Annotated in this window: 13 protein-coding genes and 1 pseudogene; 8 read left to right on the forward strand and 6 right to left on the reverse strand. The window is 73.5% G+C overall.

The window, feature by feature from the left end; translation table 11 throughout:
- Both JM949_RS23430 and nagA read left to right on the forward strand, forming a co-directional pair.
- The coding region (locus JM949_RS23430) for an ROK family protein (RefSeq protein ID WP_203150486.1) at window positions 1–397 on the forward strand (397 nt) is incomplete at its 5' end.
- The gene (gene nagA / locus JM949_RS23435; protein ID WP_203150487.1) at window positions 394–1503 is read left to right on the forward strand and encodes an N-acetylglucosamine-6-phosphate deacetylase; all 1110 of its coding nucleotides are present in this window, start codon (window positions 394–396) and stop codon (window positions 1501–1503) included. The genes JM949_RS23430 and nagA, both read left to right, overlap by 4 nt.
- A 321-nt stretch (window positions 1504–1824) precedes the next feature.
- Here the strand turns inward: nagA and JM949_RS23440 are convergent, their stop codons facing one another.
- A complete protein-coding gene (locus tag JM949_RS23440) occupies window positions 1825–3036 on the reverse strand; it encodes a DUF4032 domain-containing protein (RefSeq protein ID WP_309232293.1) in 1212 nt (403 codons plus the stop codon).
- A gap of 132 nt (window positions 3037–3168) precedes the next feature.
- On the opposite strand from JM949_RS23440, the pseudogene JM949_RS23445 reads away from it, so the two are divergent.
- Window positions 3169–3905 (forward strand): annotated as a pseudogene (locus JM949_RS23445) (phosphatase PAP2 family protein).
- A 10-nt stretch (window positions 3906–3915) separates the two neighbouring features.
- Window positions 3916–5178, forward strand: coding sequence for an APC family permease (locus JM949_RS23450; RefSeq protein ID WP_203150489.1), 1263 nt, complete (start codon window positions 3916–3918; stop codon window positions 5176–5178).
- On the opposite strand, the gene JM949_RS23455 is transcribed toward JM949_RS23450, so the two are convergent.
- From JM949_RS23455 to JM949_RS23470, 4 genes are read right to left on the reverse strand one after another with little or no spacing between them, the layout of a single operon-like run.
- Window positions 5157–5942, reverse strand: coding sequence for an ABC transporter permease (locus JM949_RS23455; protein WP_203150490.1), 786 nt, complete (start codon window positions 5940–5942; stop codon window positions 5157–5159). The two genes, JM949_RS23450 and JM949_RS23455, sit on opposite strands and share 22 nt — an antisense overlap.
- Window positions 5939–6928: an ATP-binding cassette domain-containing protein gene (locus JM949_RS23460; protein WP_203150491.1), complete on the reverse strand. Its 990-nt coding sequence runs from the start codon at window positions 6926–6928 to the stop codon at window positions 5939–5941. The genes JM949_RS23455 and JM949_RS23460 overlap by 4 nt, the downstream gene beginning before the upstream one ends.
- Window positions 6929–6958: 30 nt before the next feature.
- Window positions 6959–9820, reverse strand: a complete 2862-nt coding sequence (locus tag JM949_RS23465; protein ID WP_203150492.1) for a BTAD domain-containing putative transcriptional regulator — start codon at window positions 9818–9820, stop codon at window positions 6959–6961.
- Between the two features lie 55 nt (window positions 9821–9875).
- Window positions 9876–11771 (reverse strand): NAD-binding protein, encoded by a 1896-nt coding sequence (locus tag JM949_RS23470; RefSeq protein ID WP_238433732.1) that lies wholly within the window; start codon window positions 11769–11771, stop codon window positions 9876–9878.
- Window positions 11772–11866: 95 nt separating this feature from the next.
- On the opposite strand from JM949_RS23470, the gene JM949_RS23475 reads away from it, so the two are divergent.
- The 4 genes from JM949_RS23475 to JM949_RS23490 all read left to right on the forward strand — a co-directional run bounded on the left by JM949_RS23475 (window position 11867) and on the right by JM949_RS23490 (window position 15876).
- Complete coding sequence (locus JM949_RS23475; RefSeq protein WP_203150493.1) at window positions 11867–12355, forward strand: MSMEG_6728 family protein; 489 nt, start codon at window positions 11867–11869, stop codon at window positions 12353–12355.
- A gap of 25 nt (window positions 12356–12380) precedes the next feature.
- Complete coding sequence (locus JM949_RS23480; protein ID WP_203150494.1) at window positions 12381–13934, forward strand: FAD-dependent oxidoreductase; 1554 nt, start codon at window positions 12381–12383, stop codon at window positions 13932–13934.
- Between the two features lie 66 nt (window positions 13935–14000).
- On the forward strand, window positions 14001–15083 hold the full coding sequence (locus JM949_RS23485) for a hypothetical protein (protein WP_238433733.1): 1083 nt from the start codon (window positions 14001–14003) through the stop codon (window positions 15081–15083).
- A gap of 349 nt (window positions 15084–15432) precedes the next feature.
- Complete coding sequence (locus JM949_RS23490) at window positions 15433–15876, forward strand: HNH endonuclease (RefSeq protein ID WP_203150495.1); 444 nt, start codon at window positions 15433–15435, stop codon at window positions 15874–15876.
- Window positions 15877–15946: 70 nt separating this feature from the next.
- Here the strand turns inward: JM949_RS23490 and JM949_RS23495 are convergent.
- Window positions 15947–16529, reverse strand: a 583-nt coding sequence (locus JM949_RS23495; protein ID WP_203150496.1) for a hypothetical protein, incomplete at its 5' end; no start/stop codon positions are given.

The raw sequence follows: 16529 nt of genomic DNA on the forward strand, positions 1-16529 counted from the left end.
GGCGATCGCCTCCGCCGCCGCGATCGGCCGCCGCTACGCCGAACTGGCCGGCGCGACGGCCGACGCCGCGGTGACGGCGGCCGAGGTGGCCGAACGGGCCGCCGCCGGCGAACCGCTGGCGAGCCGGGTCTGGCAGGAGGCCGTCGAGGCGCTCGCCGACGGCCTCGCCACCGGGCAGGCGCTCTTCGACGTGGCGACGATCGTGCTCGGCGGGGGCCTGGCCCAGGCCGGGGACCGGCTGTTCACCCCACTGCGGGCGGCCCTGCACGAGCGCATGACCTTCCACCGGGAGCCGCGGCTGGTCCCGGCCGCCCTCGGCGACGAGGCGGGTTGCCTCGGTGCCGCCCTGCTCGCCCTGGACGCCATGGGTGTCCGTGACCAACAGGAGATGCGATGACCGTACGGGTGAACGGCCGAGTGGTGACCCCGACCGGTGTCATTCGACAGGGCTGCGTCGAATGGCACGGGGACCGGATCACGGCGGTGGCCGAATATCCGTCGGTGCGTGACGGGCACTGGATTCTGCCCGGCTTCGTCGACATGCACACCCACGGCGGTGGTGGGCACACCTTCACCACCGGGGACGCCGACCAGGCCCGCGCGGCGGCCGGCTTCCACCTGGCACACGGCACGACGACACTACTGGCCAGCCTGGTGAGCGCACCCTTTCCGCTGATGCGCGCGGCCACCGAGGCGTACGCCCCGCTGGTCGACGAGGGCGTGCTGGCGGGCATCCACTTCGAAGGGCCGTACCTCTCCGCCGCCCGCTGCGGCGCGCAGAACCCGGAGTACCTGCGCGACCCGTCGACCGACGAGCTGACCGAGCTGATCGAGCTGGGCCGGGGCGCGATCCGCATGGTCACCCTCGCCCCGGAGCGCGACGGCGCGCTGGAGGCGATCAAACTGCTCACCGCGCAGCGGGTGGTGGCGGCGGTGGGCCACACCGACGCCACCTACGACCAGACCCGCGCCGCTGTCGCCGCCGGCGCCAGCGTCGGCACCCACCTGTTCAACGGCATGCGGCCGGTCCACCACCGCGAGCCCGGGCCGGTGGTGGCCCTGCTCGACGCGCCCGGCGTGATCTGCGAGCTGGTCGCCGACGGGGTGCACCTGCACGACGGCATGCTCACCTTCGCGACGGCGACCGCGGGCCCGGACCGGGCCGCGCTGATCACCGACGCGATGGCCGCCGCCGGCATGCCCGACGGTGAGTACGAGCTGGGCGGCCAGGCCGTCACAGTGGCCGACAGCGTGGCCCGGCTCGCCCGCGACGGCGCGATCGCCGGCAGCACCCTGACCATGGACGCCGCGCTGCGGCACGCGGTGAACGCCGGAATCCCGATCGCCGACGCCGCCCGGATGGTGGCCACCACCCCGGCGCGCGCCATCGGCCTGGGCGACCGGGTGGGCGCCCTCCAGGTGGGTCTCCGCGCCGACCTGGTGGTGCTCGACGACGACCTCAACGTGGTGCGGGTGCTGCGCGGCGGCTCCTGGGTGGAGTGACACGTGGGCCGACCGCTGCCGTCGCTGTGCGCCAGGCCACTACCGACGCCTGTTGCGCGGCCTGTCGAGCTGCCCCAGATCCGGGGCGGACAGGCGGCGAGCAGGCGGGCAGCCGGCGGCGGGCAGCACGCGGCGAACAGGCGGATGGACGGGTGCTCGACAGGGCGCCTAACGAGCCTCCGGAACTGAATCGTTTACGACATCAGCTCCAAAGGCAGCGGACCCGGATAGTCCGTCCGGTCACCGAGCCGACGACGCAACCGGATGAGCAAGCCGGAACCGGGCCCCGGACAACCCGGCCTCGGACAACCAGGCCAGGTCCTAGCTCAGGCTGGGGACTTCCACGCCGAGGATGGCCTGCTCGTCGGGGCGGTGCACCAGCACGTCGGTCAGGTACGACTGGACCGCGTTGCGCATCCCGACATCTCGGCCGGCCTGTTCGGACAGCAGCCACTTGTGCTCGATGATCTGCGCGAACAGCTCCTGCGGCTCCAGCTTGCGGCGCAGGTGCGCGGGGACGGCCCGGACCACCGGCTCGAAGACCTCGGTGAGCCAGCGGTGTGCCGCCTGCTGCTCGTCGACGAGGTCGCTCTCGGCGCGGTAGGCGTCCAGGTCGTTGAGCAGCTTGCGGGCCTGGTTCTCCTCGGCATCCAGACCGGTCAGCCGCAGCAGCCGCCGGGTGTGGTAACCGGCGTCCACGACCTTCGGCCGGACCAGGTACCGCCCGTTGTCGATGGACGACATGGCCACCTCGGCCACGTCGAAGCCCAGCTCGTTGAGACGGCGGATCCGACCCTCGATGTCGCGCCGGGCCTCCCGCTCGACGGCCTGCTCGTAGGTGATCTCGTGCCAGAGCCGCTCGTAGCGCTGCACCACCTCCTCGCAGACCACCTCGGGGTCGATGGACTCGTGCAGCAGGCCGGCGGCCTGTAGGTCCAGCGCCTCGCCGAAGATGTTCACCCGGGCGATCTCCAGGTCCTCACCGCGCTGGCCGTTGGAGAGCGAGGTGTGCAACGCGCCGGTCTCCGCGTCCACCAGGTAGGCGGCGAACGCGCCCGCGTCCCGGCGGAACAGCGTGTTCGACAGCGAACAGTCGCCCCAGAAGAAGCCGGTCAGGTGCATCCGGACGATCAGGGCGGCGAGCGCGTCGAGCAGCCGGCTCATCGTCTCCGGCCGCAGGGTGTGCGAGAAGAGCGCCCGGTACGGCAGCGAGAACTGCAGGTGTCGGGTGATCAGCACCGATTCGAGCGGCTCGCCGTCCTCGGTCTGCCGGTCGGCGACGACCGCCACCGCCTCGACCGAGGGAAAGTCGATCCGTTCCAGGGCCCGGAGCAGGTCGTACTCGCGCTCGGCGATCCGCTCGCGGGTCTCCTTGAACGCGTACACGTACTCACCGAGCCGGACGAACCGGACGATGTGTCGGGAGATGCCCTGTGGCAGAGCCACCAGGTGCTGGGCCGGCCACTCCTCCAGCGGTGTCGACCACGGGAGGTCGAGCAGCGCCGGGTCCACGAGGGCAGAGGTGATCCGCACGGGCCCAAGCATGACTGGTCGCCCCCCACATCCGCCGCACATCGTGGTTGGGCCCACAGCGCCGGACACCCCGCCCCCGGGCCGGGCCGGTAGCGTGGTCGCGTGCTCAAACCCACGGCGGTACGAGGTGACCTGCGGCTACGCCCTGTCCGCCCGGCCGGCTGGTGGTTCGACGCGCTGATGCTCGTCGGTCTGGTCGGGTTGACCGTGGCGCTCGCCGCCAACCAGCTCTTCGGGCTGGACCGGGCCGTCGCCGACTGGGCCGACGCGCACCGACCGACGCTCGCCTACTGGGCGGCCCGGGTGCTCAACCTGCTCGGCCAGGGCTCCCCGCTGACGCTGATCGCCGCCGGGCTGGGGGTGCTGCTCGCCGTCCGGCTGCGCTCGGTGCGGCCGCTCCTGCCGCCGGTGCTCGGATTCGTGCTGACGCTCCTGACGATCGGCCCGCTCAAGGTGTGGACCGCGCGGGCGCGCCGAGCGCCAGCGTCAAGGAGCCGTTCCTGCCACCCGAGCAGACCCTGCCGCTGTTCCACGACGACCTGCCGGTGCGGTTCGCCCAGTCCTACCCGTCGGGGCACGTCGCCAACGCGATCGTCTGGTACGGCGTCATCGCACTGCTGCTCGCCCCGCTGGCCCGCAGCTTCGGTCGGCAGCTCCCGGCCCGGTTGGTCACCGTGATCCGGGTGGTGCCGCCGCTTGTCGTCCTCACCACCACCACCTATCTGGGCTGGCACTGGCTAACCGACTCGGTGGCCGGGCTGCTGCTCGGGCTGCTGCTGGACCGGCTGCTGCACCGGGTGCCCTGGGACGAGCTGCCGCTCCCCGGCCGGTCACGGGAATGGGACCGGCCGTTCACCTCGTACCCCTAAGGTCCGGTTCGTGAATCAACTGGCCCGCCGGCTCGGCGTACCCGATGCGGTTGTCATCGGGTTGGGCTCGATGCTCGGCGCGGGCGTCTTCGTGGTCTTCGGCCCGGCCGCGGCGGCGGCCGGTGGTGCCGGCCTGCTGCCGGCGCTGGTGCTGGCTGGCTTCATCGCCTACTGCAACGCGACCAGCTCGGCCCGGCTGGCGGCTCGTTACCCGGAGTCCGGCGGCACCTACGTCTACGGCCGGGAACGCCTCGGGCCGTTCGCCGGTTTCCTGGCCGGCTGGGGTTTCGTGGTCGGCAAGACGGCGAGCTGCGCCGCGATGGCGTTGACCATCGGGGCGTACCTGTGGCCGGGGCAGGCCCGGCTGGTCGCCGTCGGCGCGGTGCTCGCGGTGACCGCGGTGAACCTGCGCGGCATCGCCAAGACGGCCACCGTGACCAGGGCGCTGGTCGCGCTGGTGCTCGCGGTGCTGACAGTGGTGGCGGTCGTCGGCGTGCTGGGCGGGCCGGTGCAGCTGGCCCGGTTGACCGATCCGGGCGGCTCCGCCCGGGGCGTGCTCACCGCCGCCGGCCTGCTGTTCTTCGCCTTCGCCGGGTACGCCCGGATCGCCACGCTCGGCGAGGAGGTCCGCGACCCGCGGCGGACCATCCCCCGCGCCGTGCCGCTGGCGCTCGGCACGGTGCTGGTGATCTACCTGGTGCTGGCCGTCGTCGCGCTCGGGGTGCTCGGCGCCGACCGGCTGGCCGGTTCCACCGCGCCCCTGGTCGACGTGGTGACCGCCGCCGGGCTACCCAACCTGGCCTGGGTGGTCCGCGCCGGGGCGACCATCGCGGTCACCGGGGTGCTGCTCTCCCTGGTCGCCGGGGTCGGTCGCACCACGCTCGCGATGGCCCGACGCCGCGACCTGCCCGGCGCGCTGGCGGCCGTGCACCCGGTGCACCAGGTGCCGCACCGCGCCGAGGCAGCGGTGGCCGCCGTGGTGATCCTGGTCGTGCTCCTCGGCGACGTACGGCAGGCGATCGGCTTCTCCAGCTGCACGGTGCTGGTCTACTACGCGATCACCAACGCGGCGGCGCTGACCCTGGGCCGGGACCCGGACCGGCGGCTGCCGGTCCGGGTGCTCGCCGGGCTGGGCCTGGTCGGCTGCCTGCTGCTCGCTGTCAACCTGCCGCTGGGCAGCGTCCTCGCGGGCTTCGGCGTGCTCGCTGTCGGTGCCGCCCTCTTCGGGCTACGCACCGGCTGGCGGCCTGGTCAGCGACTGAGCCGCCGGTAGCGGCGCACCGCGAGCGGAGCGAAGACAGCGATCAGCAGCACCGGCCAGAACACCGCCAACAGCATCGCGTGCTCCGCCGGCCAGGAGTCGCCACCCAGGCCCGGATTGCCGAACAGTTCGCGGATCGCCGCGACGGTGGCCGACAACGGGTTCCACTCCGAGATCGCACCGACGAACGACGGCATCAGCTCGGGCGACACGAAGACGTTCGAGATCGCGGTGAGCGGGAACGCCGCCGGGAAGACGATCACGCCGACCGTGTCCGGGTTGCGGACCAGCAACGCCAGGTAGATCCCCACCCAGGTGATCGCGACCCGCAGCAGCAGGAGGAGCCCGACGGCGAGCAACGCCCGGCCCACCCCGAGTCGCCACTGCCACCCGACAAGTAGGCCACAGGCCAGCAGCGCGGACATCTCCAGCATTGCCCGTAGCAGGTCGGCGGCGCTGCGACCGGTCATCAGCGCGGACCTGGCCATCGGCATCGACCGGAACCGGTCGACGACACCCCGGCTGAGGTCCAGCGCCACACCGGTCGCGGTGGCGCCCAGGCCGTACAGCATCGTCATGACGAAGACCCCGGGCAGCAGAAACTCACGGTAGTTGCCGCCGTTGGGCACCTGCATGCCACTGCCGAACACGTACCCGAAGACCAGCACGAACATGATCGGCAGGGAGAAGTAGAGGATCAGCTCCTCCGGTGCGCGGATCACGTGAATCATGTTCCGCCTGGTCATCGTCCAGCCGTCGGCTATCGCGGTGGTCATGCCACGGCCGCCTGTCGTCCGGCCCCGGCCTGTTCGCGGGCGTGGTCGGGCCGGTGCCCGGTCAGGTGCAGGAACGCCTCGTCCAAGGTGGCGCGGCGCAGGCCGACGTCCTCGACCGCGATCGCGGCGTCGTCCAACGCCCGTACCACGTCGACCAGCACGGCGACCCGGTCGACCACCGGCACGCTGAGCCGCCGCACCTCCGGTTCGATCACCGGCTCCGCGCCGCTGATCGGCGCGACGATGCGGGCGGCCTCGGCCAGGTCGGCCGGGTCGCGCACCACCACCTCGATCCGGTCGCCGCCGGTCATCGACTTCAGCTCGTCCGGTGACCCCTCGGCGACCACCCGACCGGCGTCGATCACCGAGATCCGGTTGGCCAGTTGGTCGGCCTCCTCCAGGTACTGCGTGGTGAGCAGCACCGTGGTCCCCTCCGCCACCAGGGCCCGCACCAGGTCCCACACCTGGTTGCGGCTACGCGGGTCCAGGCCGGTCGTCGGCTCGTCGAGGAAGAGCACCCGTGGCGTACGGATCAGGCTGGCGGCGAGGTCCAGCCGTCGGCGCATCCCACCCGAGTACTCTCCGGCGGACCGGCTCGCCGCCTCGTCGAGTCCGAAACGTTCCAGCAGGTCACCGGCGCGCTGCCGGGCCTCCCGTCGGCCGAGCCGGAACAGCCGGCCGAACAGCTCCAGGTTCTGCCGGCCGCTGAGGGTTTCGTCGACCGCGGCGTACTGCCCGGTCAGTCCGATCCGGGCGCGCACCTCGCTCGGCTGACGCAGCACGTCGAACCCGGCCACGGTGGCCCGGCCGGTGTCGAAACGCAGCAGCGTGGCGAGGATCCGGACGGCCGTCGTCTTTCCCGCACCGTTCGGCCCCAGCAGTCCGTAGACCGCGCCGGTCGGCACGGCCAGGTCAAACATGTCCAGCGCGCGGGCCGGGCCGTACCGCTTGCCCAGACCCTCGGCGACCACTTCGAATGTCGTCATGCCCCCACCGTGCGGTGGTTCGCTGACGGGTCACGCACGGCCGACTGACGGTGGCGCACCAGGGCCGGCCTTCTCCGCCTCGGTGATCTGTCGGAGAACGAACATGATCTCCGTACGGGTGGCGTCGCCGACGTACCAGCCGGTGAGTCCGCCGGTCAGCGCCGCTTCACAGAACCGCCTCGCCTCGAGAAGGTCGCCGCAGAGCCGAGCCACCTGGGCGAGGCCGAGCCGGGCGGCGGAGACGAGCTCCGGTGCGCCGCTGCGCTGCGCGAGGAGCAGGGCGGCGGCGAAGTCGTCGCGCGCCGCGCCGAGGTCACCGGCGCGCAGCCTGATCTCTCCCCGGGTACGCAGCATGTCGGCCTGGTCGACGGCCGATTCGAGTTCCTCGGCCAACCTCATGGCCTGGTCCATGTGGGCGCCCGCCGCTTCCGGGTCATCGCGCCAGGCCGCGAGTTCGCCGAGCACGCCCAAGGTGATCATGGACCCCCAGCGGTCCCCGGACTGCCGGAAGCCGTCGAGCGCGGTGTCCAGTGCCGTCCTGGCCTGGTCCCACCGACCACTCCACATCTGCGCCGAGCCGCTCCCCATCGCACCCAGCGCGTTGATCCACGCGTCCGAACCGACCAGTCGCCGCAGCTCCCGCATCAGCTCGTTGACGTGCTCGGACCCGCCGGACGGCGGTCCGGCCGAGATTCCCGACAGGTACAGCAGGAAGGGTTGCCGGGGCGGTCGGTCGAGACCGCGGATGACGGAACGCTGCGTTGTCAGCGAGTCCAGCGGCCCGGATCCATCGAGCGAGGCGTTGTAGACGCAGAGCGTGTACTCCTCGCGCAGCCCGGCAGGCGCTTCGTCGCCGAGCACGTCGAGGACGTCGGCGGCCAACCGGGATCCTTCCCCGCGCATGCCGCGCAGCCACCAGTAGAACGACAGGGCCGCGACCAACCCGGCGGCGTCGGCAGCGTCTCCGGCCGCGGTGGCACGGCGCAGCGCGGCATGAAGGTTGTCCCGCTCGGCGTCGAGCCGTCGCAGCCAGTGCAACTGCTCCGCGCGTCGGAGGTGGTCGCTGGCGGTCCAGGCGAATTCCAGGAAGTACGCGGTGTGCGCCCGACGCAGGTCGTCGGCCTCGCCCGCGTCGGCGAGACGCTCGGCGCAGAAGGCACGCACCGTCTCCAGCATCCGGTACCGGCCACCGGTCAGCTCCACGAAGGACTTGTCGACCAGGCCGGTCAGCGCGTCGACGAACTCCCCACCGGGCAGGCCGCAGACCCGTTCGGCCGCTTCCAGCGTCGCGCCGCCGGCGAAGACGGTCAGCCGGCGGGCCAGTTTGCGTTCGCCATCGTCGAGCAGGTCCCAGCTCCACTCGACCACGGCCCGCAGCGTGCGGTGTCGGGGCGACGCCGCCCGGCTGCCCATCGACAGCAGCCGGAACCGGTCGTCGAGGCGGGCGGCCACCTCGGCGACGGGCAGCGCGCGCAGCCGGGCGGCGGCCAGCTCGATCGCCAACGGCAGCCCGTCGAGGGTCCGGCAGATCCGCAGCACCGTGTCAACGTTGGCCGGCGTGACGGTGAAGTCGGGTGCGACGTCGGCGGCCCGCTGGGCGAAGAGCCGAACGGCGGCGTAGTCGTCGGCGTCCAGCGCGGACGCGCCCAGCGGTGGCACTGTGAGCCCGGACAGCGGGCACAACGCCTCACCGGTCAGCCCGAGCGGTTCCCGACTGGTGGCCAGCACCCGCAGTGTCGGGCACCCGCCCAGCAACCGGGCGGCCAGCCGGGCGGCGTCCGCGATGACGTGCTCGCAGTTGTCGAGCACGAGCAGCAACCGCCGCTCGGCGAGCGCCTCGACCAGGCGGTCGATTGCCTGCCGGCCCGGCTCGGCCGGGGCGCGCAGGCCGGCGTCGCGCAGGCCGAGCGCGCTCAGCACCGCCTGCGGTACGTCCGAACCGCCGGCCAGCCCGGCCAGCTCGACGAAGCGGACCTCGCCGTCGACGTGGCCCGCGACCTCGATCGCCAGGCGGGTCTTGCCCGCGCCCCCGGGGCCGGTGAGGGTGACCAGCCGGCGCTCGCCGAGCAGCTCCCCGACCCGCTTCAGCTCCGCCTCCCGCCCGACGAAGGTGGTGAGCTGGCTCGGCAGCGCCGACCCGGCCGGCCCACGCGCGGCCGGGCGTTCGGCTCCGCGCAGCACCGCCAGGTGGATCGCGGCCAGCTCCGCGGACGGGTCGACGCCGAGCTGTTCGACCAGCGCGCGCCGGGCGTCCTCGAACTCGGAGAGCGCCTCCGCCGGGCGACCCAGGGCGGCCAGGGCCCGGATGAGCTGGCCCCGTGGCCGCTCCCGCAGCGGATGTGCAACGACCAACTCCCGCAGCTCCGCGACCAGCTCGCCGGACGCGCCCAACGCCAGGTCCGCCTCGACCCGATCCTCGACGGCGGCCAGCCGCAGCTCGTCCAGCCGGGCCGCCTGGGCGGGCGCACCGACGACATCGGCGAGGGCGGGCCCACGCCACAGCTCCAGCGCCTCCCGCAGCACGGTGGCCGCGCGGGACCAGTCGCCGTCGGCGAGCGCGCGCCGGCCCGTCTGGGCGAGCCGTTCGAAGCGGTACGCGTCGACCTCGTCGGGGTCCACCGCGAGGCGGTAACCGGCCGGATGGAACTCCACCGGGTCGTGCTCGGCGGGCAGGGCCTGCCGCAGCCGCGACACCTGGGACTGGAGCGCGTTCGCCGCTCCCCGGGGCGGGTGCTCGCCGTACAGGCCGTCGATCAGCCGCTCGGCGGGAACGACGCGACCCGCGTCGAGCAGCAGGAGTGTCAGCAGCGCGCGCAGCCGCGGACCGCCCACGGGAATCTCGCGCCCGTCGGCGTGCAGCACCCGGGTCGGCCCCAGAATGCGGAAACGCATGACATGGATTGTCACTCAGTGCTGCCCCGGCCGACCGGTCCACGTCGTCGTGCGCTCACCCGGTGCGGGTCGCGCTGGCGTCCGGCTCGTCCCGGACGCGAGTGTCGTCCGGCTCCCCCGCCCGGTGCCCGGTGCCGGCACTCTGCGGCGACGGCACCACGCCACCGCCAGGTGCGAACGGGTCGGTCGCGCCGAGCGCGGGCGGGGCGCACTGCCTGGTCAACCAGTCCAGCCCACGCCGTCGGGCGACCACCGTCAACCGGTCGCCGGCGGAGATCACCTGCCGGGGGTCGAGGTCCTTCCACCAGATCGTCTTGCCACCGCCGGCCGGAGTCCGGGCGATCAGCCGGACCTGCCCGTTCCGGTTGACCACGTCCAGTGCTCGCCCGTCCAGTTCGGAGCCGGCGGCGACCGGCACCTCGGCGACCGGCAGCGCGTGCCGGTCGACCGGAATTGTGGTGATCACCGCGCGTTCGGTGAGTGCCCCGATGAAGGCCGGGGCGGCCAGGTAGGAGACCGACCGGGAGACGCCGAGGGCGAAGGTCTCCTCCACCCGTTCGGCGAAGTCACCATCGAAGAGCCGCAACACCACCCGCAGGTCAGCACGGAGATCACGGGCAGCGAGGGCCGCCTCCAGGTTGGCCACGTCGTCGGTGGACGCCACCACCAGCGCCTGGCAGTCGGCCACCGACGCGGCGACCAGCGTCTCCGGCAGCGCGGCGTCGCCGATGATCAGCGGCACCTCCAGTTGCCGGGCGAGGGCGGCACCGCGCGGCTCCGGGTCCTTGTCGATCGCCACCACCTCGACGTCGTACTCGCGCAGCTGCGCCATCACCCGGGTGCCGACGTTGCCCAGACCGACCACCACGACGTGCCCGACCCGCGCGGGCTGCAACCGGCCGGTGTGCAGGGCCAACCGGGCGTTGACGATGCCGTCCACCACCACGGCGGTGATCAGCGGGATCAGCGCCAGCCCGGCCAGGTTGAGCACCACCTGCATGACCTGAGCGTCCGCCGACTTGGTGGGGTCCGGGTCGGCACCGCTGAGGGTGGTGACCAGGGTCAGGTAGAGCGCCTCCAACGGGGAGACGTCCTCGGCCCGGGAGATCAGCGCCCCCAGCACCGCGATCAGCGCGAGGACCACCATCACCGCGATACCGATCTTGCGGGTGGCGAAGCCGCGTACCGCTCCGGCCAGCACCGCGACCGGACGACGCCGCCGGCGGGCCCGGACCAGCCGACGGGCGGCGACCTCGGTGCCCGGTGGCTGGCCGGTCGCCTCGGCGAGCACCAGGTCGGCCCGGGCCTGATCGGCCGGCAGCAGCTCCACCCCGTGCGCCTCGGTGAGGTTGGCCAGCGCGCAGACCACGTCCTGCGGTCGGACGTCGGCGCGCCGCGCCACCCGCAGCGTCTTGTCCCGGTGCTGGAACGAACTGGGGTCGACCTCGCCCAGCGCGGCGGCCACGAAGGCCGGCGCGGCCATCTGCGCGTCCGAGAGCACCTCGACCGGTGCCTTGAGCAGCTTGCGCACCCCGTCGGCGAGGGTGCCGTTGAACATCCGCAGCACCTGGCGGACCCGCTGGTCGACAGCCTGGGCGCAGAGCGCGGCGTGCAGGTTGCCCACGTCGTCCTGGTGCAGCAGGGCCAGCCCGGTCGCCCCGGCCAGGCCGGCGGTCTCGAAGGTGGCCACGTCCAGCCGATCCGAGCGGACCACCCGGAGCCCGCGCAGCCCGGCCACGTCCGGACCGTTGCTGCGGTAACGCTCGGGCACCACAACGGTGACCCGGGCGCCGCCGGCCGGCAGTTCGGATTCGAGCATCGCCCGAGCCACGTAGTAGGCGAGCGCGTCCTTGCCACAGATCACGTAGTGCGGGCGCGGATCGCCGACGGAGCGCAGCCGCCAGTTCCACTCGACCGCCCGTCGCGCCCGGTCCCGCCACGGCTCCGCCATGTCCGGATCGTAATCAGCACGGCAACCATGGGCGACCCCGCCCGGATCGTCCCCTGACCAGGCATGCCCGCCTCGACGGCGGGTAGAGCAGCGCCATGCAGACCTTCCTCCCGTATCCGGACTTCCTGGTCAGCGCCCGAACGCTGGACCAGAAGCGGCTGGGCAAGCAGCGGGTGGAGGCCATCCAGGTGCTGCGCGGGCTCACCTGGCCCGGGTACGGCTGGCGCAACCACCCGGCAGTCAAGATGTGGGCCGGGTACGAGGAGGCGCTCACCCGCTACGGGTTGGACATGTGCGCGGTCTGGACCGAACCGGGGCGGGCCGACACCTGCGCCACCACGATGACCGTCGACCTCGCCGCCGCCTGCGGGCCCGGCGTCGTCCGGACCCAGGACGAGCTGGCCCGGGTCGGTGAGCTGCCACCGTGGCTGGGCCGCGACGACCTGCACCTGAGCCACCGCTCGTCGCTGCTGCGCAAGGACCCGGCGCACTACCGGCCGATCTTCGGCGACGACGTGCCGGCGGACCTGGAGTACGTCTGGCCCGCCTCGGACCGCCCGCGCCGTTGCTTGCCGATCGGGTGAGCCGCACTGGGGCAGACTGACGTCCATGACTGTGTCGCAAGTGGTGGGCCGCCTCCTCGGCGTACGTCAGCACCAGGTGGACCCGGGTGGCGGTGGCGCCGACCGGGTGCCGCGACCGACGACGGCGCTGGTGGTGGGCGGCGGCATCGCGGGCGTGTCGGCGGCGGTGGTGCTGGCCGAGCGGGGTGTGACGGTGACGGTGCTGGAGGCGGCACCGACCCTCGGCGGCCGACTGGGCGCCTGGCCGGAGGCGCTCGCCGACGGCAGCCAGCAGAACGAGCACGGTTTCCACGCGTTCTTCCGGCAGTACTACAACTGGCGGTCCATCCTCCGCCGGGTCGACAGTGACCTGGGCTTCCTCAAACCCATTCCGGGTTACCCGATCCTCAGCGCACAGTGGCCGACCGAGGAGTTCGGCAGGCTGCCGCCCGCACCGCCGGCGAACCTGCTCGCGCTGCTGCTGCGCAGCCCCAGTCTGCGCCTGGCCGACCTGCGCCGGATGGACCGGGACGCGGCGCTGCCACTGCTGACCTACGACCCGGTTCGCACCTACGCCGATTTGGACGACACCACCGCCGACGAGCTGCTGGCGTCGCTGCGGCTGCCGGACCGGGCGCGGGCGATGCTCTTCGAGGTCTTCTCGCACTCGTTCTTCAACCACGAGGCGGAGATGTCGGCCGCCGAGATGGTCGCCCAGTTCCACTTCTACCTGTTGGGCAACCCGGAGGGGTTGGCCTTCGACTGCCCGGACGAGGATTACGCCACGGCGATCTGGGGGCCGTTGACCCGGCACGTGCAGAAGCACGGCGGCTCGGTCCGGACCAGCTGTGCCGCCACCGGGGTTCACCGGGACGCCGAGGGCTGGCGGGTGACGACCACCGACGGTGGCAGCCATCAGGCGCGGCACGTCGTGCTCGCGGTGGACCCGCCGGCGCTCGCCGCGCTGGTCGCGGCCTCCCCGGGCCTGGCCGAGCAGGCACCTGAGCTGGCGGCGCGGATGCCGGCCTTCGGCACCCCCGGTCCGCCGTACGCGGTGGCCCGCTACTGGTGTGCCGGGGACGTGGCCGCCGAACGGGCGGTGTTCAGCGGCGTGTCCCGGCAGCCCACGCTGGACTCGGTGACGCTCTACCACCGGCTGGAGCAGGAGCCGCGGCGCTGGGCACGGCGGACCGGCGGATCGGTGATCGAGCTGCACGCGTACGCCTGCGAGCCCGGCGTGCCGGCCGAGGAGCTGGCCGAGCGGATGCGCCGCGAGCTGGTCGCGCTCTGGCCTGAGGCCGGCGAGCTGCGGGTCCGCGAGCTGCGGGCCCGGGTGGAGGCGCAGGCACCGGCGTTCACGCCGGGCAGCCACGCCTGGCGACCTGGGGTACGCACCGACGCGCCCGACCTCTACCTGGCCGGTGACGGCATCGCCACCGACTTTCCGAGCGCGTTGATGGAGCGCTCGGCGGCGACCGGGATCATCGCCGCGAACCACATCCTGCGGGCGGCGGGTGGCGCGGCCGAGCCGGTGCGGTCGATCCGGCCGCGCGGCCTGCTGGCCGGGCGCGGCAAGCCAAACCGACAAAACCCACCATAAGCGACGGTACGCTGCCGTACGCTCGATTGATCAACTGCCGATCGGCCGAGCGGAGGGCAGCCGACGATGTCACCACTGCACCGCGTCGGCGCGGAGCGCGGCTCCTCGATCGACGACGTCGGCCGCGACGACGGGTACCCGCTGATCCGCGACGAGCGCGCCTGCATCGTCACCGCCCTACGGCTGGGCTGGTGGATGGCCGACGCCTACCACCACGGGCGGCACGCGGACCCGCCCGCTGCCGCAGACGCCCGCCCGGCCGTGCCGCCGGCCAAGCTCTCCAACCTCACCGAGATGTCCGCGCACCGACGGATGCGGATGTACCTCGACGGGGTGGACGTCGCCCTGGCCCAGATCGCCGAACTGACCCGGCACACCGGAACGGCGCCGGACACCTCCGCCGCCCGGGCCCTGCTACCCGACCTGGACCGGCCCGACCTCGCCGACCCGGTGCCGCTGCTGCTCGCCTTGGACGACCTCAACGTGGAGGTGCTGCGCTGGGCGATGGCCACCAACCACCGGGTCGGACTGGCCTACCGGCTGGGCCGTTCGGTGGCCGACACCGTCCGGGCCGGCGACGCCGCGCAGTTGCTCCGGCAGTTCGGCGGCCGGCAGATCCAGATCAGCCGGTGGTTGGACGAGCTGGCCAGCGTGCTGCCGCCGTACTCGGCCGCGGTGGTGCGCCGGTCGCTGACCGCCTGGGCGGGCGCTGTCGACCGGGCCGGCCACGGAGACCCGGCCGAGCCGGCGCCCGCCGAGCTGAGCCGGGCACTGCGCGGCCAGGGTGACCTCTGGCGGGACGTGCTCACCGGCGGCCTGCACCCGCGCGACCTGCTCGACGAGGAGGACTACGCGGTGATCGCCCGGAATCTGATCATCCGGGACCGGCGGCTGGTGGCACAGGCCGCGCGCGGCATCTTCTGGCCGGTGCTGGTACCCCTGCTGCTGGTGCTCTTCGCGGTGGTCGGGGTGAGTGCCGCCGCGGCGGCCGGCTCACCGACACCCGGGCCACCGTCGCCCTGGTGGGCCTCGGCGCCGGCCTGGCGGCGATCTGGCGCTCGGTCTCCGGGCCCGCGCTGGCGGTCGCCGGTGAGGTCAACCGACCCCTGCTGGACAGCGAACTCACCACCCGGATGGCGGTCCGGCTGAACCGGCCGCTGACCACCGCGCGGGTCGCGGCGCGAGCGACGCCCCGGACCCGCCCGCAGCGGCGTCCGGAGGACGCCGGACGATCGAAATACGTTGCCGGTGTCTCCCCCGCCGACCTACCGTGAGCGCGCACTGTCAACCACCACCGCTGGAGCAGCTCATGACGATGTCGCACGTCACCACCGTGCCGTCGACGCTGCCCGACGGCGGTTGGCACGCGGAACGTCCCCGGGCGGGCCGGCCCGACTGACGCGTACCCGTACGCGCCGAGCCGCCCGTCCGACCGCCGGACCGGGCGGCTCTTCGCTGTCCGGAGCAGTTCGTCAGTCACACCCGAAGGGAGACCCCGGTGGACGCCGTCCTCGTCGTCAACGCCGATCTCGGCCCGCTGCACCGGGTCACCGTCCAACACGCCGTACGCATGCTCTGCCGCCGGGTGGCCGAGATCCACGAGGCCGAGCCGGACCGGGTGATCGGGGTCTTCCCGATGCCCCGGGTGGTGCGGCTGGTCCGCTTCGTGGTCACCCGTTGGCGGTTCCACTCCGGGCCGGCCTGGTCGCGCGCCGGCGTGCTCCGCCGCGACAACAGGTGCTGCGCGTACTGCGCGGGCCCGGCCTCCACCATCGACCACATCCTGCCCCGCTCGCGCGGCGGCCGGAACACCTGGCGAAACACCACCGCCGCCTGCTACGCCTGCAACCAGCGCAAGGGCGACCGGACGCCGGCCGAGGCGGGCATGCCGCTGCGCCGGGAGCCGGTGAACCCGGGCTGGGGGGCGCTGGTCGGGCGGTGACGGACCGGCCGGCGGGAACGGGGGGCCGCGTCCCGGGTACGTCCCGGACGCGGCACCCGCCGGCCTCCGGTCAGGCGGCGTCTTCCTTCACCTGCGGTTTCGGGCGGCCGTTGGCGCAGTGCGCCCGGATCTCGCTGCGGTACTCGTCGGAGGTCAGCTCGACCTGGACCTGCTTCGCCGGGCCCGGGTCGTACGCCTCGACCCGGAAGCCGGGCGCGAGGGTCACCGCGAGCACCTCGATGGACCTGTCCACACACCGAACGGTGACCGTGCCGCCGCGCGCGGCCACCGGCACACCCGTGGCCGGGGTGGGCGTCGGCGCGGCACTGGTCGGAGTCGGGCCCGCACCGGTTGCGGTCGGGGCCGGGGTCCCGCTCGGGCCCGGACTGGTCGGGGGGCCGGTCCGGGCAGCGGGCGCGGTGGTGGCCGGCGGTGGCACGGCGGACGGTCCGGTGTAGACCGAATCGGTCGGTTCCTCGGTGCGGGGCATACCTACCGTGGTGGTGCCCGGGCCGCTACCCGTCGATGGCGCGTCCTGCCCCGGCCGACGGTTGCCGAAGTCGCCGAGCGACCCGGCCAACGCCAGCGCGGCGAGCACCGCACCGCCGACCGCCGCCATGGCCCGCCGCCGACGCCATGACCGGTGCCGGGCG

Source organism: Micromonospora tarensis (assembly GCF_016803395.1).
GTDB lineage: Bacteria > Actinomycetota > Actinomycetes > Mycobacteriales > Micromonosporaceae > Micromonospora > Micromonospora tarensis.